This window comes from Rhodopseudomonas faecalis, assembly GCF_003217325.1.
Lineage (GTDB): Bacteria > Pseudomonadota > Alphaproteobacteria > Rhizobiales > Xanthobacteraceae > Rhodopseudomonas > Rhodopseudomonas faecalis.
In genome coordinates this window covers 1-22,551 of record NZ_QJTI01000004.1, presented here as the reverse complement: position 1 = coordinate 22,551, position 22,551 = coordinate 1, and the positions used below count along the sequence as shown (strand labels likewise).

The 22,551-nt window shown below is 65.1% G+C and carries 22 protein-coding genes; 14 read left to right on the top strand and 8 right to left on the bottom strand.

The window, feature by feature from the left end; genetic code table 11:
• Positions 1-131: 131 nt before the first annotated feature.
• Positions 132-1,760, bottom strand: a complete 1,629-nt coding sequence (locus BJ122_RS04865; RefSeq protein ID WP_110780026.1) for a fatty-acid--CoA ligase — start codon at positions 1,758-1,760, stop codon at positions 132-134.
• Between the two features lie 327 nt (positions 1,761-2,087).
• On the opposite strand from BJ122_RS04865, the gene BJ122_RS04860 reads away from it, so the two are divergent.
• On the top strand, positions 2,088-2,867 hold the full coding sequence (locus BJ122_RS04860; protein ID WP_430694758.1) for an extensin family protein: 780 nt from the start codon (positions 2,088-2,090) through the stop codon (positions 2,865-2,867).
• A gap of 60 nt (positions 2,868-2,927) precedes the next feature.
• On the opposite strand, the gene BJ122_RS04855 is transcribed toward BJ122_RS04860, so the two are convergent.
• A complete protein-coding gene (locus BJ122_RS04855; protein ID WP_110780024.1) occupies positions 2,928-3,608 on the bottom strand; it encodes a L,D-transpeptidase in 681 nt (226 codons plus the stop codon).
• 343 nt (positions 3,609-3,951) lie between these two features.
• On the opposite strand from BJ122_RS04855, the gene BJ122_RS04850 reads away from it, so the two are divergent.
• Together BJ122_RS04850 and BJ122_RS04845 are read left to right on the top strand one after the other, a co-directional pair.
• The gene (locus BJ122_RS04850; RefSeq protein ID WP_110780023.1) at positions 3,952-4,935 is read left to right on the top strand and encodes a magnesium transporter CorA family protein; all 984 of its coding nucleotides are present in this window, start codon (positions 3,952-3,954) and stop codon (positions 4,933-4,935) included.
• Between the two features lie 231 nt (positions 4,936-5,166).
• Positions 5,167-5,376, top strand: coding sequence for a cold-shock protein (locus tag BJ122_RS04845; RefSeq protein WP_110780022.1), 210 nt, complete (start codon positions 5,167-5,169; stop codon positions 5,374-5,376).
• Positions 5,377-5,538: 162 nt separating this feature from the next.
• On the opposite strand, the gene BJ122_RS04840 is transcribed toward BJ122_RS04845, so the two are convergent.
• A complete protein-coding gene (locus tag BJ122_RS04840; RefSeq protein WP_110780021.1) occupies positions 5,539-6,105 on the bottom strand; it encodes a hypothetical protein in 567 nt (188 codons plus the stop codon).
• Positions 6,106-6,246: 141 nt separating this feature from the next.
• Between BJ122_RS04840 and BJ122_RS04835 the strand changes: the two genes are divergently transcribed.
• Positions 6,247-6,768, top strand: a complete 522-nt coding sequence (locus BJ122_RS04835; RefSeq protein WP_110780020.1) for an NUDIX domain-containing protein — start codon at positions 6,247-6,249, stop codon at positions 6,766-6,768.
• 63 nt (positions 6,769-6,831) lie between these two features.
• Positions 6,832-7,350 carry a GNAT family N-acetyltransferase gene (locus BJ122_RS04830; protein ID WP_110780150.1) on the top strand — a complete coding sequence of 173 codons (519 nt, stop codon included), beginning with the start codon at positions 6,832-6,834 and terminating at the stop codon, positions 7,348-7,350.
• A gap of 47 nt (positions 7,351-7,397) precedes the next feature.
• Here the strand turns inward: BJ122_RS04830 and BJ122_RS04825 are convergent, their stop codons facing one another.
• The 4 genes from BJ122_RS04825 to BJ122_RS04810 all read right to left on the bottom strand — a co-directional run bounded on the left by BJ122_RS04825 (position 7,398) and on the right by BJ122_RS04810 (position 11,217).
• The gene (locus BJ122_RS04825; RefSeq protein WP_110780019.1) at positions 7,398-9,704 is read right to left on the bottom strand and encodes a TonB-dependent receptor; all 2,307 of its coding nucleotides are present in this window, start codon (positions 9,702-9,704) and stop codon (positions 7,398-7,400) included.
• A gap of 116 nt (positions 9,705-9,820) precedes the next feature.
• Positions 9,821-10,156 carry a DUF2946 family protein gene (locus tag BJ122_RS04820; RefSeq protein WP_181418878.1) on the bottom strand — a complete coding sequence of 112 codons (336 nt, stop codon included), beginning with the start codon at positions 10,154-10,156 and terminating at the stop codon, positions 9,821-9,823.
• A 219-nt stretch (positions 10,157-10,375) separates the two neighbouring features.
• Positions 10,376-10,903, bottom strand: a complete 528-nt coding sequence (locus BJ122_RS04815; protein ID WP_103012476.1) for a DUF3617 domain-containing protein — start codon at positions 10,901-10,903, stop codon at positions 10,376-10,378.
• A 26-nt stretch (positions 10,904-10,929) separates the two neighbouring features.
• Positions 10,930-11,217 (bottom strand): hypothetical protein, encoded by a 288-nt coding sequence (locus BJ122_RS04810; protein WP_110780149.1) that lies wholly within the window; start codon positions 11,215-11,217, stop codon positions 10,930-10,932.
• Between the two features lie 191 nt (positions 11,218-11,408).
• On the opposite strand from BJ122_RS04810, the gene BJ122_RS04805 reads away from it, so the two are divergent.
• From BJ122_RS04805 to BJ122_RS04795, 3 genes are all read left to right on the top strand, one after another.
• A complete protein-coding gene (locus tag BJ122_RS04805; protein ID WP_110780017.1) occupies positions 11,409-11,873 on the top strand; it encodes a hypothetical protein in 465 nt (154 codons plus the stop codon).
• Positions 11,874-11,959: 86 nt separating this feature from the next.
• Positions 11,960-12,646, top strand: coding sequence for a ribonuclease T2 family protein (locus BJ122_RS04800; RefSeq protein ID WP_110780016.1), 687 nt, complete (start codon positions 11,960-11,962; stop codon positions 12,644-12,646).
• Between the two features lie 115 nt (positions 12,647-12,761).
• Positions 12,762-13,733 carry a bifunctional riboflavin kinase/FAD synthetase gene (locus BJ122_RS04795; RefSeq protein ID WP_103012479.1) on the top strand — a complete coding sequence of 324 codons (972 nt, stop codon included), beginning with the start codon at positions 12,762-12,764 and terminating at the stop codon, positions 13,731-13,733.
• Between the two features lie 319 nt (positions 13,734-14,052).
• Here BJ122_RS04795 and BJ122_RS04790 read toward each other — a convergent pair whose 3' ends face one another.
• Positions 14,053-14,430, bottom strand: coding sequence for an MbcA/ParS/Xre antitoxin family protein (locus BJ122_RS04790; RefSeq protein ID WP_103012483.1), 378 nt, complete (start codon positions 14,428-14,430; stop codon positions 14,053-14,055).
• Positions 14,431-14,585: 155 nt separating this feature from the next.
• On the opposite strand from BJ122_RS04790, the gene ileS reads away from it, so the two are divergent.
• The 6 genes from ileS (at position 14,586) to arfB (ending at position 22,434) form a co-directional block, all read left to right on the top strand.
• Positions 14,586-17,693, top strand: coding sequence for an isoleucine--tRNA ligase (ileS, locus tag BJ122_RS04785; protein WP_110780148.1), 3,108 nt, complete (start codon positions 14,586-14,588; stop codon positions 17,691-17,693).
• Positions 17,694-17,766: 73 nt separating this feature from the next.
• Positions 17,767-18,264 (top strand): signal peptidase II, encoded by a 498-nt coding sequence (gene lspA / locus BJ122_RS04780; protein WP_110780147.1) that lies wholly within the window; start codon positions 17,767-17,769, stop codon positions 18,262-18,264.
• A gap of 68 nt (positions 18,265-18,332) precedes the next feature.
• Positions 18,333-19,046 carry a hypothetical protein gene (locus BJ122_RS04775; RefSeq protein WP_110780015.1) on the top strand — a complete coding sequence of 238 codons (714 nt, stop codon included), beginning with the start codon at positions 18,333-18,335 and terminating at the stop codon, positions 19,044-19,046.
• A 29-nt stretch (positions 19,047-19,075) separates the two neighbouring features.
• A complete protein-coding gene (locus BJ122_RS04770; protein ID WP_110780145.1) occupies positions 19,076-20,476 on the top strand; it encodes a M16 family metallopeptidase in 1,401 nt (466 codons plus the stop codon).
• Positions 20,477-20,487: 11 nt separating this feature from the next.
• Complete coding sequence (locus tag BJ122_RS04765; protein ID WP_110780146.1) at positions 20,488-21,852, top strand: M16 family metallopeptidase; 1,365 nt, start codon at positions 20,488-20,490, stop codon at positions 21,850-21,852.
• A gap of 159 nt (positions 21,853-22,011) precedes the next feature.
• A complete protein-coding gene (gene arfB / locus BJ122_RS04760; RefSeq protein ID WP_110780014.1) occupies positions 22,012-22,434 on the top strand; it encodes an alternative ribosome rescue aminoacyl-tRNA hydrolase ArfB in 423 nt (140 codons plus the stop codon).
• Positions 22,435-22,551: the final 117 nt, after the last annotated feature.

Below are 22,551 nucleotides of genomic sequence, written 5' to 3'. Positions count from 1 at the left end.
ACAGCCGGGCTGCGAACTGTCTCCGTGAGATCACGGCGCTACGGCAAATTCAAGGGACTTCGGTTGGTCGTCACCTCTCCCCGCGCGCGGGGAGAGGTGAGTTGGTACGTGATGCTGTACCGCGGTGCCGGTTACGCCGCGGCGGTCGGCAGCCGGTAGTTCGAGAACTGATCGCGCAGCGCGGTTTTGAGGATCTTGCCGGTCGCGGTGTGCGGGATCGCCTCGACGAACACGATGTCGTCCGGCATCCACCACTTGGCGATCTTGCCATCCATGAACTGCAGGATCTCGTCGCGGGTGCAGGTCGCATCCGGCTTGAGCTGCACGATCAACAGCGGCCGCTCATCCCATTTCGGATGATAGACGCCGATCACCGCCGCTTCCGCCACCTTGGGATGGCCGACCGCGAGGTTTTCCAGATCGATCGAGGAAATCCACTCGCCGCCGGACTTGATCACGTCCTTGGAGCGGTCGGTGATGCGCATGTAGCCGTAGCCGTCGAGCGTGGCGACGTCGCCGGTGTCGAAATAGCCGTCCTCATCAAGGATGTCGCTATCGACGCGGAAATAGCGCCCCGCCACCGCCGGGCCGCGCACCTTGAGCCGGCCAAAAGTCTTGCCGTCGCGCGGCAGCTCCTTGCCGGCGTCGTCGGTGATCTTCATTTCCACCATGAAGGGCGGGAAGCCCTGGGTCTGCAGCACGTCGAGCTGCTTTTCGCGCGGCAGGCTGGTAAATTGCGGCTGCAGCGAGCAGGTGGTGCCGAGCGGGCTCATCTCGGTCATGCCCCAGGCGTGACGCGCTTCGATGCCCATGTCGGTGAACGCCTTGATCATGGCGCGCGGCATCGCCGAGCCGCCGCACACCACCATGCGCAGATCGGGCAGGGTCTTCTTTTCCTTCTCCATGTATTGCAGCAACATCAGCCACACGGTCGGCACGCCGGCGGTGTGGGTGACCTTTTCGGTGGAGAGCAGCTCATAGACCGAGGCGCCGTCGAGTTTCGGACCCGGCATCACCAGCTTGGTGCCCATCGACGGCGCCGAGAACGCGATGCCCCAGCTATTGGCGTGGAACAGCGGCACCACGGGCAGCATGGTGTCCTTGGTGGTGGTGCCGAGCGCGTCGCCATTATTGGCCATCAGCGCGTGCAGCACGTTGGAGCGGTGCGAATACAGCACGCCCTTCGGGTCGCCGGTGGTACCGGAGGTATAGCACATCGCCGCGGCGGTATTTTCGTCAAAGGTCTTCCACTGGAAGTTGCCGTCGGCCTCGGCGATCCACTCCTCATAGGCGACCGCGTTCTTCAGCGTGGTCTGCGGCATGTGCGCGGCGTCGGTGAGGATGATGAAGCGCTCGACGCTCGGTAGCTGCGACGCGATCTTTTCCAGAATCGGTACGAAGGTCAGGTCGGTCATCACCATCCGGTCTTCGGCGTGGTTGATGATCCAGGCAATCTGTTCGGGGAAAAGACGCGGGTTGACGGTATGGCAGATCGCGCCGATACCCATAATTCCGTACCATGCTTCGAGATGGCGCCAGGTGTTCCAGGCGATGGTGGCGACCCGGTCACCGAGCTTGATGCCGTCGCGATCCAGACGCTGCGCCACCTGCAATGAGCGCTGCCGAATCTCGCTGTAAGTGGTGCGGTGAATCGGACCCTCGACCGACCGGGTGACAACTTCGCGACCACCATGGATCATCGCCGCATGGTCGATAATCCGATGACACAACAAGGGCCAATCTTGCATCAGTCCGTGCATTGGAACGTTCCTCCTGTTCTTTATCCCTTCGGGATTGAAACCGATCTTAGCGTGAAGACGCGCCGCGGCAAATGGACATCTCACCACGTTCGCCGCAGCGAAACACTGTTAGTTGTCGTTGCAACCGCGCTGCTGGTTATTCCTTATCCAGGAAATGCCAATGCCGCAGTGCCGTTGCCGAAGCCGCGTCCGGCGGCTGCCCCTGCTGCTATCGAAGCTGATCCAACGTTCTCAGAACCTGTCGGGGAGCAGGCCGAGCCATCGGCCGAAACGGCACCGCAAGCTGTTGCACCGCAAGCGCACACCAAGCCGCCCTCGCCATGTCGGTTGTCGCTGACCGAACAGATTGCCATCGCGCCGTCGATCCCGGACATCAAAGGGCCGGGCGCGTGTGGCGGCGAAGATCTGGTGCGGCTGGAAGCGGTGGTGTTGCCCGATCACAGTCAGGTCGCGGTCAAGCCGGCCGCGGTGCTGCGCTGCGCGATGGCGCGCGAATTGGTGAACTGGGTGCGCGATGATCTATCGCCGCTTGCCGCCACGCGCGGCACCGAGATCGTCGAGATCGACAATTTTGATGCCTATGAATGCCGCGGCCGCAATCGTCAGAAGGGCGGCAAGCTGTCCGAGCACGGCCGCGCCAATGCCATCGATATCCGCGCGCTCAAACTGGCCAACGGCCAGACGGTCTCGCTGACCGATCGCACCGTGCCGCGCGCGCTGCGCGAGAAGGTGGTCGGCTCGGTGTGCGCGCGGTTCTCGACCGTGCTCGGCCCGGGCTCGGATGGCTATCACGAGGATCACATCCATCTCGATCTGGCGCCGGGACGGCCTGACTACCGCGTCTGCAATTGGCACGTCTGGGACCCGCTGCCCAAGGTGGCGCCGCTGCTGCCGGCGGTGCGGCCGGATGAGGCGCCGCCGCGTCCCGGCGCCGAGGGCGCCGGTGCGGTCAGCGCGCGGCCGACGGCCGTCGAAGAACCGGCCGCCGGTGATCCGCAGCAGGTTGCTGAGCCGGAAGGCGCCGAGGCCGAACCGCCGCCGGTTGCCGCCAAGCCAGCCAAGAGCAAGCAGGCAACAAAAAAGCGCCGGGAGCACCGGCGCTTGTAATCGTCTGAAATTTGGCTCTGAAACCTGCGAGGTCGGCCGCCAGAGGCGGCCGGCTCGGACTTACTGAACCGCGGTGCCGCCGCCGAAGCCCAGCGCCATCTTGGAATTGTGCGGCGAGTCGCCCTGCTTGGGATCGAGCACCACGACGATGGTGCCGACCTTGACGCGGCTATACAGGTCGATGACGTCCTCGTTGGTCATGCGGATGCAGCCCGAGGAGATCGAGGCGCCGATATATTCCGGCTGGTTGGTGCCGTGAATCCGGAACAGGGTGTCGCGGCTGCCCTGATACAGATACAGCGCGCGCGCGCCGAGCGGATTATCGATGCCGCCGGGCACCGAAGCCGGCAGCCCCTCGATGCGCTTGTGGATGTCGGCGGTCGGGGTCCATTTCGGCCACTCGGCCATGTTGCCGACCCGGGCGATGCCCGAGAACGCCAGCGCTTCTTCGCCCACGGTGACGCCGTAACGGATCGCCTTGCCGCCATCCTGCACCAGATACAGGTAATGGTTGTCGGAATCGACGACGATGGTGCCGGGGCTTTCCTTGCGGTGGTAGTCGACGATGGCGCGGCGGAACGGCTCCGGCACCGACACCTTGGCGTAGCGGGCCTTCGCCAGCTGCGCCTTGTCACTCGGTTTCAACGAGGTTTCGGGCGCCGCCTGGTAAGTGGTCTGCATACAGCCCGACAGCATGAGGCCTACGGCCAGCAAACCCAGTTTCGATGCAATCGACGCCATTGATCCCATTCCAATCAAAGAGCGGCGCCGAAACGGCACCGCAACCCACCTGCAAAATGTCAGCTTTCACGGTCTTGATTATCGCCGAATCCACCCTGCTTTCCAGCGCTTAGATCGCGCTTTCACCACACCGCTTGCAGTTGTGATATTTATGTCTCAGCGTGCGGGGCGGCTGCCGAAACACTGGGCATGTTGCGCTGCGGCAAGGCGGCGCAGATGTCACAGTGCCGTCATTGCCGGTTGGCAACCCTGCCTTTCGCTGCGCTTTGCGCTTGCCAAACCGTAGCGCGTTGCGCACTGCAAGCGGGTCCCGTTCCCGCTCCTTGTACACTCTGGAGTTGCCATGCTCGCGATCTTCGCCCCCGCTGACGATGCCGCGCTGAGGAAGTCCTGGGGCAGCGACCTGGAACGATTGCCTGAGGGTACCGCCTGGATCGACCTCGACCGGCCGACCGCGGAAGAAGACCGGGCGGTGGAGCGGCTGACCGGGGTGGCGATCCCGACCCGCGAAGACATGCAGGAGATCGAGATCTCCAGCCGGCTCTATATCGAGAACGGCGCGCGTTTCATGACCGCCTCGCTGGTGTGCGCCGCCGACAGCGAGTCGCCGCGCATCAGCCCGATCACCTTCATTCTCGCCAACCGCGTGCTGATCACGGTGCGCTATGATTCCCCGCGGCCGTTCGTGCTGGTCGAGAACAAGCTGGCGCGCGCCATCTCGCCCGGCACCAACGGTGTAACGATACTTTTGGAGCTGCTGGACGCGGTGATCGACCGCGCCGCCGACATTTTGGAACGGGCCGGCGCCGACGTCGATCAGGTCAGCCGCGCGATCTTTGAGCCGGAGGGCAGCGCCCGCACCGGGCACCCGAAGCGCTATTCCGACATTCTGATCGCGATCGGCCGCAAGGGCGACTTGGTGTCGAAGGTGCGCGAAAGCCTGGTTTCGATCGGCCGTCTGGTGACTTTTGTGATGACCGAGTCCGACGGCTTGAAATGGTCGAAGGAAATGCGCGCGCAACTCAAGACCATGCAGCGTGACGTGATGTCGCTGACCGACCACGCCTCTTATCTGTCGAACAAGATCACCTTCGTGCTCGATGCCATGCTCGGCGTCGTCAATCTCGAGCAGAACAACATCATCAAGCTGTTCTCGGTGATGGCGGTGGTGTTGATGCCGCCGACGCTGATCGCCTCGATCTATGGCATGAACTTCCGTGCCATGCCCGAACTCGAGTGGAATTTGGGCTATCCGATAGCACTGGTGATGATGCTGATCGTCGCGGTGGTGCCGTACATGTTCTTCAAATGGAAGAAGTGGCTGTAGCGACGCTTTCGAGTCGATGCAGGACTATTTTGACAGACCGTCTTGAATCGGCCGCAATCGACCACTAGATATTGAGCCATCGATACTTGGCCGAACAACTGGGCCGCTTCTCCGTCTTCACTGACGGCGCGCACGTTTCAGAACTTCTCCAAAATCGACATCAAGGGACCAAGTGCGCAGCATCGTGTTGCGCGCAGCCTCCCGTGCACGCCTACAGTGAAGGACTATGCAATGAATACCGGTACCGTGAAGTGGTTCAACAGCCAAAAGGGTTTTGGCTTCATCCAGCCGTCGAATGGCGATCGCGACGTTTTCGTTCATATCAGCGCGGTTGAACGCGCCGGCATGAGCACGCTCAGCGAAGGGCAGCAGGTGTCGTATGACGTCGTTGCCGACCGCCGCTCCGGCAAGGCTGCTGCCGAGAACCTGCGCGCGGCGTAATCCGCCAGCGCTGCAGCGACCAATAAGCTCTGACCACGGATGTACTGGCAGGGGTAATTGGTCGAAGGAAATCCCGCGATCGTTTCATCGATCCGCGGGATTTTTTGTGTCTGATCGACATCCGCGCACGCTGCTCAGCGCGCGCTTCGCTGAAGCCGCGCGTTAATTCGACTGGTCGCAATAGATCGATGCCGCGGGCGGCTTGCCAAAGCCGACCGACATCGGAAATTCGTCGGCGGTCTTCTTCAGCCGCGCAGTGCCGCGCTTGATCGCCGGCCCAAAGGTCTTGACCACCTGGTCGCGCGGCGCCGCGAATTCGGCACCGGCGATGGCGATGCCGTTCTCATTACCGAGCACGAACAACAGGTTTTTGAGCGGCAGGCCGCCATACGTGCCGGTCACGGGAATATCGACGGTGGTCGATTCGCCGTCATCGTCGCTGCGCAGCCGTGCGCCCTCGATATCGATCGCGCCGGACAGCGCCGCGGGCAGCGGCACCGCCGCGCTCTTGTTGGCGACCGGCTGCTTGCTGAACGCCGGATTGGCGAAGCGCTCGATCACGCCGCTGCGGAATTTCTGAAAATCTGGGCTGAACTGACATTCGGTCAGCCCAGCCAAAAAGCCGTCAAAGGCGGCCGGGGCCGGCTGCGCGGTGGCCGCGCGGGGCAGTGGGACCGAGAGCAACGCCGCGGCGGTGATGGCGAGCAGGGGGTGGGTTGTGTGACGCATGGTAAACCTCATGGCGCCGATCAGATGCCTGGGGCTGAGCTGCCGTCAACGAGGCCGCGCAAATCCGACAATGCCGCGCGCGCTTTACAAGCCGACTGATCCGGCGCAAGCAGGCCAAAGACCGGGAGAGGGGACGACGCCATGGATCTGTCGCCGCTGCGGCGCGCGCTGGAGCCGGCGCTGCGCCGGGTGTTTCACTTCTATTGGCGGCTGGCGCGCGGCATGACGCTCGGCGTGCGCGGCCTGGTGCTGGACCCAAGCGGCCAGGTGTTTCTGATCCGCCATACCTATGTCGCAGGCTGGCAATTGCCGGGCGGCGGCGTCGAGGTCGGCGAGACTTTTGTCGGCGCGCTGCGCCGCGAATTGCTGGAAGAAGGCCGGATCGAGCTGATCGGCGAGCCAGTGCTGCACGGCGTATTCCTCAACAATCATGTGTCGCGGCGCGACCACGTCGCGGTCTATGTGGTTCGGGAATTTCGCCAGGACCGGCTGCCTGAGCCGAACCACGAGATCGCCGAAGCCAGGTTCTTCGCCCCCGACGCGCTGCCGGAGGACACCACGCTCGGCACCCGCTTGCGCATTGCCGAGGTGCTGCAGGGCGCGGCGCCGATCGCGACCTGGCGGCCGGACAACGTGTCCGCCGCCGACGATGCCGGGGCCTGAGGCCACCTTGTCCCGATCGAGCCCATGGACCGCGCGCGGCGCAAATGCTATGCGGCGCCCCTTATGACCGATCTTGCTCTCACCATCATTCCTGAAACCGCCAACGACGCTCAGGCGATCGAACGGCTGCACGAGCGCACCTTTGGGCCGGGCCGGTTCGCGCTCAGCGCCTATCGGCTGCGCGAGCATGTCGACCACCTGTTCGAGCTGTCGTTCACCGCCTGGGTCAACACCCTGCTGGTCGGCTCGGTGCGGCAATTGCCGATCGCGATCGGCGATGTGCCGGCGCTGCTGCTCGGGCCCTTGACCGTGGAGCCGCCGTTCCGCGGCCGCGGCGTCGGCAAGGCGCTGCTGCAACGCGCGCTCGACGATGCCAGGGCGCAGGGCCACCGGCTGGTGCTGCTGGTTGGCGACGAGCCCTATTATGGCCGCAACGGGTTTAAGGCGATCCCCAAGGGCCGGGTCACCATGCCGGGGCCGGTCGATCCGCGCCGGCTGCTGGTCGCCGAATTGGTGGACGGCGCGTTCAATGACGTGTCCGGCGCGATCCGCCCCGACTGGCGCTACGCCCGCAAGTCGTAACGGGCGAACCGGAGCCACGCCGCGGCGCGGCTCCGATCCAGTGACGCTTAGAACTTCAGATTGGCAAAGGCGCGCACGCCAAGGCCCGGCATCAGCACATTGTCCTTGGTGTAGGACACCGCGCTGCGGATCGGCTCGTTGAGCAGATTGTTGCCGACCAGACCAAGCGTCATTTCGTTGGCGCCATAGCGCGCCGGATCGAGCTTGGTGCGGTAGCTGACTTCCGCTTTCAGCAGATTGTAGCCGGGCGTCGGCGTTTCGGCGATCGGCGCCACGTTGTTCTGCGCCATCGCGTGCAACAGGTTGACCCGGGTCAGCCAGTTGGCGTCACGCCAGAACAGGCCGCCGCCGGCGCGCACCGGCGGAATGCGCGGCACGTTGGTGCCATCGGTGAAGGTGGCGCGCACCACGTCGAGCTGGCTTTCGACACCCCAGATGCCGCCATGGAAGGCGCCGATGTCGAGCTGGCTCTGGATTTCGCCGCCGCGGAACACGGCGTCGCGCTGCGAATACACCGCCTGATTCAGCTCGTTGTCGGGATTGCCGTCGCCGCAGGAGTCAAAATCCTCGCCGCACATCAGCCCGGTCAGCCGCCGGTAGATGAAGTTGTTGAAGCGCGTGTAGTACATCGTCGCTTCAAAGCGCAGCGGGCCATCGGCCTTGCGCAGCCCGACTTCCAGCGTTTTTGCGGTTTCGATCTTCAGGTTCGGATTGCCGATGTCGAAGGTCGCGGTGGCGTCGTGCCCGCCGCGCGAAAACAGTTCGGCCGGCTTTGGCGCGCGCTCGACATATTGCGCCGACACGCTGGCAACCAGGCCGTAGGGCAGGTCCTGCAGCAGGCCGATGCTGCCGCTCTTTGGCGTGAACGAGCGCTGCTGAGCGATCGACTCCTGTGGCAGGAAATTCGGGATGTAGTCGGCCGGGAAACTCGGGGTAGCGCCCTTCAGCTCGACATGTTCGATCCGGCCGGCGATCTGCGCCCGTGTCGAGTTGGTGAATTTGAACTCGTTGAAAGCGTAGCCGGCGATCCGATAATTATCGTTCGGATTGAACAGGCCATTGTAGAGCGAGCCTGGATCGTCCGGGCTGGAGGCGGTCAGTTTCTGATAGCCGCCCTGCACGCCGACCGCGCTGGTGATCGCCGCAAAGCGCGCGTCGAATGGCGCGAACTGCACCTCAACGCGGCCTTCCTGCTCCTTGTTGGTAAAGGTCTGGCGCACGCCGTCGCTGGCCGGAATCGCCAAATCGGCAAGGCCGATCTCGTTGTGGCGATAATCGGTGCTGCCGACCCATAGCCGAATCGCGTCGATCATGGCGCTGTCGGGGCGATACTCGCCCTTGACGGTCAGCTTGGTCTGGCGCGCGTCGATCCGGGTCTGGTGATTGGCGCCGTCAAGGCCGGGAATCCGGTACAGCGAGTCGTTCTGGGTCAGCGCCGCGCCGATGAAGCCGCCGTCGAACAGATAGGAGCCGCCGACCGAACCGCCGCTGGCGCGCACGCCGGAATTGGGCTGCCGGCCGTTCACCGGATAGCCCGGGTCATTGAGATAGGGATAGCCGGGAATGTCGTAGTCGCCGGCCTTGCGGCCATAGGCGTCGGCATGCAGCGCGAATTGCTTGGCGCCGGCGTCGAACAGCACGCCGCCCTCAAGGCCGCGATCGACGGTGTCGAACGAGGTGCGGGTCTCGGCGGTGACGCAGGGCGAGCCGAACGGTTTGGCGTCGGACGGGCCAAAAGTGCGGAACGGCGCGGCGCAGCTCGGCATCGCCTCCGGGATGCGGTTGTTGCTGGCGCTGACCACGCCGCCGATCGAGGTCGAGCCATAGCGCAGCGCCGCCGGGCCGCGGATCACTTCGATGCGGTTGGTGGCCAACGGATCGATCGGCACAAAATGGTCTTCGCCAAGATCGGATACGCCGCCGCCGCCAATGCCGTTTTCGACAATGCCGACCCGGTTGACGTCGAGGCCGCGGATGATCGGGCGGCTGGCCCCGCCGGGCGCAAAGCTCGAACCGGTGATGCCGGGTTTGGAGAACAGCAGATCGCCGAGCGTCGCCTCGCCGCTGCGGCGGATTTCCTCGTTCGGCACCACGGTGACGGTGGCGAACTGATCGGTGACCACCGGCAGGATGCCCTGCTGCGGCGGCTGCTCGGCGGCAACCGGCGCCGGAGTTGCGGCGGGCTCGGCGGGCCGCGGCGCCGGCTTGCGCCGGGTAATCGGGCTCGCGGCGGTGACGGTGATTTCCGGCAGCGCGGTGGCGGTCTGGGCCAGCGCCGGGGCGCAGGGGCCGGGCAGCAATAGCGCGGCGGAGCTGCAGGCGAGCAGCAGCGAGGTTGGTTTCAATGACGACATGACTTTCCTGAGGCGTCGCGGCGCGCCGGCAGCCGAGCAGTCTCGGCGCTGGCGGCGAGTTCATGGTGCCGCGCGGGCCGGTGCGGCGCGCGGCGGTTTGGCGGCAAGGCAGGATGTCAGGCGGCTGGCGGCGCGCGCGGCTGGAACGCCGTGGCATTGAGCGCGGCGTGCGCCGGCGCGGGCAGGGCGCGGCTATCGGCGCTGCCCGCCAAGGCCGGCAGCGGCAGTGCCGGCGGCGTGGCCGCGACGCCGGCATGGACCAGCGCCAAAGTGGCGCAGATCGCGCACAAGTCCGGGGCGCCGTGGTGGTCGCCGTCAGGATCGGAGCCGGCCGGCTCACCGGGCGAGGTCGGTGCCGCGGCGGCGAGCGCGGCGTGTCCCGTCGCGTCGGCGAATTCGGCAAGCCCGTGCACATGGCCGAACGACAGCACGATCTGCAGCAGCAGCGCCATCAGCGCCAGCCACGATCCGCTCCGTCGATTTGTTCTGATCAGCCCCATGCCGCGCAGCCCAGCGACCCCATCGCCGGCTGACCTGAGGTCAGCCAATGTTACATTGTAACATCGAGAGTCACCTGCGGGCTGTCAATTGCGGCGGGGAGCGCGCCGCGCGATTCTACCGGCGATGTGGCGTAGCGCACACAGCCGGCCGCATCACCGCCGCTCAAGCGGTTAGCGCGGCAGCAGGCCCTTGAGCTTGTCCATGTCGTTGACGTTGATCTTGAAGCCGCCCGGCATCACGATATCGCCCGGCTTCTGCTCCGGCTTGCACGGGCCGAGCCATTTCGCTTCCAGCGTCATCGAGGTGCGCTGCGGCACGCCGGACGGCGCGCCCTGCTGCTCCGAGCTGACATTGACGGTGTAGGCGGAATTGAAATCGCCATTGATCACCGAATGCGAGTTCATGGTGACGCCGCCGACCGTGCACACCGCGTCGGTGATGTAGCCGGTCGCGGTCTTCTGCACGACATTCTTGCTGCAGATTTCCTTGGCCATCGGCGAGTAGGCGGTGCGCAGCTGCTTGTCGGTGACCTCGTCGGTGCAGTGCTGCATGGTCATCCCGGCGACGCCGGAATTGACCATCTTCATCTCCCACAAGCCCGGCTTGCGGTTCGGCATCTCGACCTCGATCGCGACCGCCGGAGCGGTGGCCAGCCAAAATGCCGGCGCCAGCGCCAACCACGCGCAGCCTCGGGTCATGCCCGCCTCCTACCGATCAATTCAGCTCAGTAGCGCACCCGCAGCGGCCGCTCGTCGGCGCCATAGGGCACCCAGCGGCAAGCAAACGAGATGTAGCCGCCATATTGGGTCTGCACGCCGAGCAGCTTCACCACCTTGCCGTAACGGGCGCAGTGGTCGGCGGCGATCGCCTTGATGTCGGCATGGCCGACCAGATTGTAGGAAATGATGCCGCCGGTATCGTTGCCCTTGACCATCGGCACATAGTCCGCCTTGGCTGCGCTTGCACCAAACACGCCGACCACGGCCAAAGTCGCCGCCACGATCCTTCGCATCATTCTCTCCCCTCTGGTCGCGCCGCCACGGTGCGCGGCGCAGTGCTCCAACTCTAGGCCGCAACCGCGGCGATGGAAAGCGCACCGCACGGGGGCAAACGCGGGTTGTCGGGCAGTGTGGCCCCGGTGCACTTGACCTGCTGCCGGCTTCGCGGCACCGTTCGCGCGGAATCCATGGGGCGGACCTCGACATGCGCGACCTTCTTTCATTTGCCAAAATGCCGGTGTTGGGCGCAGCGGCGCTGCTGGGTGCGCTGGCGCTGACGCCGCCCGCGCAGGCCGCCAACTTCCTGGAGATGAATTTCTGGATGTCCGGGCCGCGCTATGACGGCCAGCTGCCGTCCTGCGAAGCCGGGCTGACCGCGATCAACTCGCAGTTCACCGAGAAGGAGCAGACCTTCTGGAACTCGCGCCTGGAGATCACCGGCTTCACCGACATCCATGAAACCGCGCTGCGGCCCTGGCAGTCCGACAATATTCCGCGCCGGTTCTGCTCGGGCACCGCGCTGTTCAACGACGGCAAGGCCCGCAAGCTGCATTACTCGATCATCGAGGACGGCGGTTTTGCCTCGTTCGGCCATGGCGTCGAATTCTGCGTGGTCGGCCTCGATCGCGACTGGGCCTACAATCCGGCCTGCAAGGCCGCGCGTCCCTGATCTCGCGCCGTCTGATTGACGCACGCGCCGCAGTTGAGCGAGCGCCGGCGAACGTCTAGTCTGGCCGCGGGCAGGGAACCACGACCATGAAGACGTTTGGGGCTAAAACGCTGCTGCTGGCAGCGGCGATCATCGCGGGCGCAGGCGGCGCCGCCAATGCGCAGGACCGCCGGCAGAACGCGCCGGGTGCTTTCGATTTTTACGTGCTGTCGCTGTCATGGTCGCCGTCTTATTGCGCGGAGGCCGCCGAGCGCGGCCAGTCCGGCCGCAACCAGCAGACCCAATGCGACAGGAGTCGGCCGTTCTCCTTCGTGGTGCACGGGCTGTGGCCGCAATATGAACGCGGCTTTCCGGATTATTGCCAGGTGCCAGCACCGCGGCTGCCGCGCGAGATCATGACCTCGATGCTCGATCTGATGCCTGCGCCGGGGCTGATCTTCCATGAATGGGACAAGCACGGCACCTGTTCGGGCCTGACGGCGCGGCCTTATTTCGAAACCATCCGCAAGGCGCGCTCGTCGGTGAAGATTCCTGACGAATTCATCGATCTGGAGTCCGAAAAGACGCTGACGCCGGATCAGATCGAAGAGGCGTTCATCAAGGCCAATCCGGGCCTGAGCCGGTCGGCGATCGCGGTGACCTGCAATCGCACCAGGCTGAGCGAGGTGCGAATCTGCATGAGCAAGGATCTGCAGTTCCGCGCTTGCGAGGAGATCGATCGCCGCGCCTGCCGCCGCGATCAGGTGACGATGCCGCCGGTGCGCGGCGGCTAACGATCGCGCAAGCGTGAGCAGGCGCGGCGCCAGCGTCGGCGGCCGTGCTTGACTCAGGCACCTTGAGCGCGTCAGTTCGCGCCCCACCCTTCATGAATTGAATGACATCCACACAATGACGACTGCTTTTGCCGTGATCCGGGATAACACGCCGGCGTCCGCGATCCCGCGGGGTGCCGCGGTGGCGATGGGCAATTTCGACGGCGTGCATCGCGGCCATCGCGCGGTGATCGGCGCCTGTCTGGAGATGGCGCGCAGCCGCGGCAAGCCGGCGTTTGCGGTGACGTTCGAGCCGCATCCGCGCGCGTTCTTCAACCCGCAAAATCCGGAATTCTGGCTGGCCGACATCAATGGCAAGCTGCGGCTATTGGCCGGCACCGGGCTCGACGGCGTCATTCTGCTCGGCTTCGACGCCAAGCGTGCCGCGACCCCGGCCGATGCCTTCATTCACGATGAGCTGGTCGGCCGGCTCGGCGTGTCCGGCATTGCGGTCGGTTACAATTTCCATTTCGGCAAAGGCCGTGTTGGCTCGCCGAGCCTGCTGGCCAGCGAATTGCCGAAGCTCGGCATCGAGGTCGATGTCCAGCCCCATGTCGATGTCGGCGATCTGCCGGTGTCGTCGAGCGCGATCCGGGTGGCGCTATCGGAAGGCCGGATCCAGGACGCCACCGCGATGCTGACCGCGCCGTGGTTCGTCACCGGCGAGGTGATCCATGGCGACAAGCGCGGCCGGGAACTCGGCTATCCGACCGCCAATCTGCGGTTGTCGCCCACTTGTGGCCTGAAGCACGGCATCTATGCGGTGCGGGTCGAGGTCGGCGGCCGAAGGATCGATGGCGTCGCCAATTTCGGCCGGCGCCCGACCTTCGACAATGGCGCGCCGCTGCTCGAAGTGTTCCTGTTCGATTTCAAGGGCGACCTCTATGGCCAGACCCTGGACGTCGCCTTCATCGACTTCATCCGCCCTGAGGCCAAGTTCGACTCGATCGCCGCGCTGATCACCCAAATGGACGATGATACCATCCGGGCCCGCGCCGCGCTGGCCGCCGCACCGGATGCGTTCCCGAAACTGGGCAAGATCGGCTGAGCTGTTGGTTCTGAGTGAATCAGAACCGAGGCTCTGATACCAACGGCCATTGATACCAACCTATCCGCAAGTCATGGCCGGGCTTCGTCCCGGCCATCCACGTCTTTGATCTTGCAGCGCTTTCAAGACGTGGATGCCCGCGACAAGCGCGGGCATGACGGGTCAATGGTAGGGGCCTCTGGTATAACTTGATGTTCTGACGCGTTTTCTTGACGCGAACCGGCATCCACTTTGCTGGACAACGCTATAGCCGCGGGTCGAACGGCGCGTGGATGATCTCGGCAATCGTGATGCGCCCCGCATTCAGCTCCATCGACGCTCAGGCGAAAATGCCGTGGTCGATCTGCTCCAGCAGCTCCTGCACCACGGCGGCGCCAAGCTCATCCTGCAACAGGTCGGCTGGGCGTTGGCCGTTCAGCGCCCGGTTGGGCCGTGTCAGCCAAGCTTGCGCCTTGTCCCGGTTGCCGAACACCCGTTCAGCGAGCGCGAGCGTCGCGACCGACCGGAAGATCGCGTCGGCGCGCTCGGGCCCCACTGGAATGGAGCGCACCGCCTGGTCCTGCTCCTGCGTGCGGATGGTCTCGGTCTGATCGAGCAGGGATTCATCAGAGATGAAAGCCTCGACGGATCGGCTGTCGCCTTTTCGCCGCAGCTCCTTGAACCGCTCGACGGTCTCGGCCAGCGACTTCGCGGTCATGAAACCCTCCATTCGATCAAGAGATTAGCCTTTCGGAGAGGGTTTTCAACCGGGGCTTGCCGCAGGCCGGCAATCGGGGCAAGTCGGTGCAGATTTGCTTTCCGTGCAATGCGTTCGGGTTTCCCCGGCGCAGCAAAACCGCTATTGACGGCGCCATGACCGACACGCCCGAAAAAACCGAAACCCTCGATTATTCCAAAACCCTGTTCCTGCCGCAGACGGACTTTCCGATGCGCGCTGGGCTGCCGCAGCGCGAGCCGGAACTGCTCAAGCGCTGGGCGGAGATGGACCTGTATGGCCAGCTCCGCAAGGTGGCCAAGGGACGGCCGAAATTCGTGCTGCACGACGGCCCGCCCTATGCCAACGGCAACATCCATATCGGGCATGCGCTCAACAAGATTTTGAAGGACGTGGTGACCAAGAGCCAGCAGATGCTCGGTCACGACTCCAACTATGTGCCTGGCTGGGATTGCCACGGTCTGCCGATCGAATGGAAGATCGAGGAGGAGAATTACCGCTCCAAGGGCAAGCCGAAGCCGAACTTCAAGGATTCGGCGGCGATGGTCGCGTTCCGCAAGGAATGCCGCGGCTATGCCACCAAATGGCTGAACGTGCAGCGCGACGAGTTCAAGCGGCTCGGCGTGATCGGCGATTGGGATCATCCCTACGCGACGATGAACTACGCCGCCGAGGCGCAGATCGCGCGCGAGCTGATGAAGTTCGCTGCCAACGGCACGCTGTATCGCGGTTCCAAGCCGGTGATGTGGAGCGTGGTCGAAAAGACCGCGCTGGCCGAGGCCGAGGTCGAGTACGAGGACTACACCTCGGATACCGTGTGGGTGAAGTTCGCGGTCACTTCTCCCTCTCCCCGCGCGCGGGGAGAGGGTCGGGGTGAGGGGGCTTCCCTTGTCGAAACGCCCCCTCACCCGGCGCTGCGCGCCGACCTCTCCCCGCAAGCGGGGAGAGGTGATCTGGCGGATGCGTCGGTCGTGATCTGGACCACCACGCCCTGGACGCTGCCCGGCAACCGCGCCATCAGCTTCTCGTCCAAGATCGGCTACGGTCTCTACAAGGTCACCGACGCGCCGGCTGATAACTGGGCGAAAACCGGCGATCTGCTGATCCTCGCCGATGCGCTGGCTGAAAGCGTGTTCAAGCAGGCGCGCGTGGTGGCTTTTGAGAAGGTCGCCGTCGTTGCCGCCGAAACGCTGAAGTCGCTGGAATGCGCCCATCCGCTGTGCGGCCTGGGTGGCGGTTATCAGTTCACGGTGCCGCTGCTCGATGGCGATCACGTCACCGACGACACCGGCACCGGCTTTGTGCACACCGCGCCCGGCCATGGCCGCGAAGACTTCGAGATCTGGACGCACAATGCCAGGGCGCTGGAAGCGCGCGGCATCTCCTCGACCATTCCCTACACTGTCGATGAAAACGGCGCCTACACCGAGCAGGTGCCCGGCTTGGTCGGCAAGCGGGTGATCAACGACAAGGGCGAGAAGGGCGACGCCAACGAGGCGGTGATCCAGGAATTGATCGCGCGCGGTAGGCTGCTGGCGCGCGGCAAGCTCAAGCATCAGTATCCGCATTCATGGCGCTCCAAAAAGGCGGTGATCTTCCGCAACACGCCGCAATGGTTCATCGCGATGGACAAGGACATCGCCGATGGCGGCGCCGCCAAGTCTGGCGACACGCTGCGCGCCCGGGCGCTGCAGGCGATCTCGGTGACGCAATGGGTGCCGCCCGCCGGCCAGAACCGCATCACCGGCATGATCTCCAGCCGTCCGGACTGGGTGATCTCGCGCCAGCGCGCCTGGGGCGTGCCGATCGCGGTGTTCGTGCGCGAGAACGGCGACGGCTCGGCCGAAATCCTGGTTGATGAAGCGGTCAATCAGCGCATCGCCGAAGCGTTCGAGCAGGAAGGCGCCGATGCCTGGTACATGGAAGGCGCCCGCGAGCGCTTCCTGGGTTCGCGCGCCAATGAGGACTGGCAGAAGGTCGACGACATTCTCGACGTCTGGTTCGACTCAGGCTCGACCCACGCCTTCGTGCTGGAAGACCCGGTGCATTTCCCGGGGCTGGCTGGCATTCATCGCAAGGTCGATGGCGGCCAGGACAGCGTGATGTATCTCGAGGGCTCGGACCAGCACCGCGGCTGGTTCCACTCCTCGCTGCTGGAAAGCTGCGGCACCCGCGGCCGCGCGCCCTATGACTATGTGCTGACTCACGGGTTCACGCTCGATGAGAACGGCCGCAAAATGTCGAAGTCGCTCGGCAACACCGTCGAGCCGCAGAAGGTGATCGCGCAGTCCGGCGCCGACATCCTGCGGCTGTGGGTGTGCGCCACCGACTACGCTGACGATCAGCGCATCGGCCCGGAAATCCTGAAAAACGTGGTCGAGACCTATCGCAAGCTGCGCAACTCGATCCGCTGGATGCTTGGCACGCTGCATCACTACAAGCGCGACCAGGCGGTGCCGTTCGATCAGATGCCGGAGCTGGAGCGCTTGATGCTGCATCAGCTCGCCGGGCAGAGCGCGATCGTGCGCGAGGCCTATGCGGCGTTCGACTACAAGACCGTGATCGCCTCGCTCGCGAACTTCATGAACACCGAATTGTCGGCGTTCTATTTCGATGTGCGCAAGGACACGCTGTATTGCGAGCCGCCGTCGTCGCTGACCCGCAAGGCGGCGCTGACTGCGATCGACATCATCTGCGACGCGGTGCTGAAGTGGCTCGCGCCGGCGCTGTCGTTCACCGCCGATGAAGCCTGGCAGCTCTATCGGCCCGATGGCGAACCGAGCGTGCATCTGACGCTGTTCCCCGAAGGGCTCGAGCAGTATCGCGACGAGGCGCTGGAGAAGAAGTGGGTGCTGGTCCGCGCGATCCGCCGCGTGGTCACCGGCGCGCTGGAAGTCGAACGCGCCGCCAAGCGCATCGGCTCGTCGCTGGAAGCCTCGCCGATGATCTATCTGCCTGAGCAGATCATGGGTGATCTGTACGACGTCGACTGGGCCGAGATCTGCATCACCTCGAATGCCATGGTCACCCTGCTGCGCGGCAATGACACGCCGCCGGCCGATGCGTTCCGGCTGCCGGAACTGGCCGATGTCGGCGTGGTGGTCGAAAAGGCCCAGGGCAAGAAGTGCGCACGTTCCTGGAAGATCCTGCCGACGGTCGGCGACGATCCGGAATTCCCGGACGTGTCGCCGCGCGACGCTCAGGCGCTGCGCGAATGGCAGGCGCTCGGGCTGGCGGCGTCTTGAGCGGCGCAGGTCTCCACAGAGACGTGTCATGGCCGGGCTCGTCCCGGCCATCCTCGGCCGTGAGCGTGCGCCCATGAACGCGCCGCTGCGCTTCGGGATCATCGCCGTGCTGCTGGCGCTGCTGCTGGATCAGGCGTCAAAGCTTTGGCTGCTTTACGGTTTTGAGCTTGGCCGCCAGGGCGTCGTGCCGGTGATGCCGTTCATGGACCTGGTGTTGGCCTGGAACACCGGGATCAGCTACGGCTGGTTCTCCGATCAGGGCCCGGTCGGGCAATCGCTAATGCTCGGCGTCAAGGCGGTGGCCGTGGTGGCGCTGACGATCTGGATGGCGCGCACCGGCAGCACCCTGGTGGCGGTGGCGCTCGGCCTGATCATCGGCGGCGCGATCGGCAATCTGATCGACCGGCTGGCGCATGGCGCGGTGGTCGATTTCGTGCTGCTGCATGCGCAGATCGGGGATAAGGTTTACAATTGGTATGTGTTTAACCTTGCCGACGTGGCGATCGTTGCCGGCGTCGCAGCGCTGCTCTATGACAGTTTCCGAGGGCAACCCGCCGTAAAAGCGCCCTGATCCCTTGGGATATCAATCAAGTAGAGCGTACGGCGAGCTGAGTTCGTCGATTGAACGGGATGGACGCAATGCGTGGACGCCAAGCCAACGATCGGTTGCAGTGGTTGACGTCGGCGAGCTGGTGGTCGGCTTTCCGGCTGATCGCCGTGGTGGCCGGCATCGGTGTGCTGATGGCCTCGAATGTGGCCCGGGCTGACGATCCGGAAGCTGATGATGACTCCACTTTCGAGGAGAAGATCATCAAGAACATCATGACCGGCCTTGGCGGCACCAATATGGACAATCGCGGTATCACTTATCGCGAGCGCTCGCCGCTGGTGGTGCCGCCCAAGCTCGATCTGCCGCCGCCGCAGGCCGCCGCGATCACGGCGCCGAACTGGCCGACCGATCCGGAAGAACTCGAACGGCGTCGCCTGAAGGACCAGGCCAAGAAGCAGAAGCCGGTCGGCCATGAAGGCGCGCGGCCGCTGATGCCGAACGAACTTGCCGCGGCCAAGACCAAGCCGTCGTCGCCGACCGAGCCGCTGACGCCCGGCAACAGCGCCAACAACCCGATGCTGAGCCCCTCGCAGCTCGGCTTCAACGGCTCGCTGTGGAACGTGTTCAGCGGCAACAAGGCCGAGACCGCGACCTTCACCGGCGAGCCGACGCGCGAAACGCTGACCCAGCCGCCGACCGGCTATCAGACGCCGTCGCCAGACTATGCTTATGGCACCGGCCCCAAGGAGTCGTTGAACAATAAGCGCATCGACATCATGTCGGGCAAAGAGACCAGCAATTGAGCCGCGCCATTGCTGGCGGTCCGCGCCATATGAACCCGCCGGCCCGCGCGTTGCGCCGTGGCCGCGGGGCCTTCGCCGCGATCACGCTGAGCCTCGCCGTGCTGTTCGGCTCGGCCGCAGGCGCGCAGACGCCGCGCTCCGAGGCGCCGGCCTCGTTCACGCTGCCCAACGGCATGCGCGTCGTGGTGATCCCCGATCACCGCACGCCGGTCGTCACCCAGATGATCTGGTACAAGGTCGGCTCGGCGGACGAGACCCCCGGCAAATCCGGGCTCGCGCATTTTCTCGAACATCTGATGTTCAAGGGCACCGCCAAGAATCCGGCCGGCGCCTTCAGCCAGACCGTGCTGCGCATCGGCGGCAATGAGAACGCCTTCACCACCACCGACTACACCGGCTATTTCCAGCGCGTGCCGCGTGACAAGCTCGCCACCATCATGGAGTTTGAGGCCGATCGCATGACCGGCCTGGTGCTCAAGGATGAGAACGTGCTGCCGGAGCGCGATGTGGTGCTCGAAGAGTTCAACATGCGCGTCGCCAACAATCCGGATGCGCGGCTCACCGAGCAGATCATGGCGGCGCTCTATCTCAACCATCCCTATGGCCGGCCGGTGATCGGTTGGCGCCAGGAGATCGAGAAGCTCGACCGCGACGACGCTTTGGCGTTCTATCGCCGCTTCTACGCGCCCAACAACGCCACGCTGGTGATCAGCGGCGATGTCGAGCCGGATGAGGTGCGCGCGATCGCCGAGCGCACCTATGGCACGATCGCGCCGCAGCCGGCGATCCCGGAACGGCGGGTGCGGCCGCAGGAGCCGGTGCCGGCCGGGCCGCGCACCGTGACGCTGGCCGATCCGCGGGTCGAACAGCCGGCGCTGCGTCGTTACTATCTGGCGCCCTCGGTGATGACCACCAAGCCCGAAGAAAGCGCGGCGCTCGACGTGCTGGCGCAGGTGATCGGCAACGGCGCCAATTCCTATCTGTACCGGGCGCTGGTGATCGATCGGCCGCTCGCGGTCAGCGCCGGCGCCTCCTATCAAGGCACCGCGGTCGATGACAGCTACTTCATGCTGGCGGTGACCCCGAAGCCGGGCGTCGAATTTGGCAAGATCGAGCAGGCGATCGACGAAGTGATCGCCGACGTCGCCAGCAACGGCGTGCCGGCCGAAGCGCTGGAGCGGGTCAAGACGCAATTGATCGCCGAAGCGATCTACACCCAGGACAGCCAGGCGGCGCTGGCGCGCTGGTATGGCGCCGGTCTCGCGGTCGGCCTTGGGGTCGATGACATCCGCGCCTGGCCGGACCGGATCCGCGCCGTGACCTCCGACGAGGTGCGCGCCGCCGCGCAGCGCTGGCTCGACAAGAACCGCTCGGTCACCGGTTATCTGATCAAGGACAATGGCGGCAAGCGTGAGGAGAAACGCTCGTGATCGCCGCTGTGATGGTCCGTCCGCTGCGCACGCTGCTGGTGCTCGCCATTGGCGTCGGCATCGCCGCCGCTTCCGTCACCGCCGCTTCGGCCGCCGCCAAGGTACAGCGCCTGGTGTCGCCCGGCGGCATCGAAGCCTGGTTCGTGCAGGACGCCACCGTGCCGCTGATCGCCATGGAGTTCGGCTTTGACGGCGGTGCCACCCAGGACCCGGCCGACAAGCCCGGCGTCGGCCATCTGGTTGCCAATCTGATCGATGAGGGCTCCGGCGATCTCGACTCGCGCAGCTTCCATGAGCGCATGGAGCGCCGCGCGATCGAATTGTCGTTCAGCTCGACCCGCGATTACTTCCGCGGCTCGCTGCGCATGCTGACCGAGCATCGCGACGAGGCGTTCGACCTGCTGCGGCTGGCGCTGACCAAGCCGCGCTTTGAGCCCGCCGATGTCGAACGGGTGCGCGCGCAGCTGTCCGCGACGCTGCGCCGACAATCGGCCAATCCGGGCTGGCACGCCAACAAAAAGTTTCTGGAACTGGCGTTCGGCGATCATCCCTATGGCCGCCCGGCGAGCGGTACGCTCGACAGCATCGGCAAGATCTCCATTGATGATCTGCGCAGCTACGCCAAGCGCGTGCTGGCGCGCAGCAATCTGAAGATCGCGGTGGTCGGCGATATCGACGCCGCTGCGCTCGGCCGGCTGCTCGATGCCACTTTTGGCGCCTTGCCGGCCAAGGCCGATCTGGTCGCGGTCGCCGATGTGGTGGCCACCAAGCCGCCCAAGCGCGAATTCGTGGCGATGGACGTGCCGCAGACCGCCGTGGCCTTTGGCGGCCCGGGCCTGAAGCGCAACGATCCGGATTTCATGGCCGGCTATGTGGTCAACCACATCGTCGGCGGCGGCACGCTGACCTCGCGCCTCTATCATGAGGTGCGCGAGAAGCGCGGCCTGGCCTATTCGGTCTATGGCACGCTGCTGTGGATGGAGCATTCGGCGCTGTTCATCGGCAACACCGGCACCCGCGCCGACCGCGTTGCCGAGACGCTGACCGCGATCGATGCCGAGATCAAGCGCATGGCCGATGAGGGCCCGAGCGCCACCGAGCTTGAGGAAGCGAAGTCGTATCTCAAAGGCTCGCAGATGCTGTCGCTCGACACCTCCTCGAAGCTGGCGACCGCGCTGCTGCAATATCAGCAGGACAAGCTGCCGATCGACTATATCGAGAAGCGCAACGCGCTGGTCGATGCCGTGACGCTCGAGGATGCGCGCCGCGTCGCCAAGCGGCTGTGGGCCGATGGCCTGCTCAGCGTGGTGGTCGGCCGCCCGGCCGCAGCTGCGGCGCAGTCGCCCGCGGCCGCGACCCCGCCGCGCGCCAATTGAGGCGAGGGCGGGCGCGCGCTCCGCAACGCGAATAGACCGAGGCTCGCGCCGCGCCCTTTCCCAGCGCGCGGCCGGCTGTGCTACAGAGGCGGCGCTGTTTTTGGGTAGCGCCGCGGTGATGCGGCGCTGTCCGTTCGTTCCGTCCCGTTTGGTGCCGCCATGCCCCTCTTGCGGATCACCCGCTCCATCGCGATCGATGAAGACGACATCGAGTTCGATTTCGTGCGCGCCTCCGGTCCCGGCGGGCAGAACGTCAACAAGCTCTCGACCGCCGCGCAGATGCGCTACGACACCAAGCGGCTGACGCTGCCGGAGGATATGGCGCTGCGGCTGGCGCGGCTCGCCGGCCAGCGCATGACCAAGGACGGCGTGATTGTGATCCACGCCCAGCGCTTCCGCACCCAGGAGCGCAACCGCGCCGATGCCATCGAGCGGCTGGTGGAATTGTTCAAGGAAGCTGCGATCCGGCCGGTGGTGCGCCGCGCCACCAAGCCGACGCTCGGCTCCAAAAAGCGCCGTCTGGAAAGCAAAAAGCGGCGCGGCGATATCAAGGCCGGGCGCGGCAAGCGGTTTGATGACTGAGCGAGGTTTCCCTCCCCCTTGCGGGGATCGTTGCGTTATTGGCGATTGGTGATTCAATGGTTTGGCATTGGATCGGAGACGGCGATGGCGGAGCGAGATCAACTGAGCCTTGCGGAG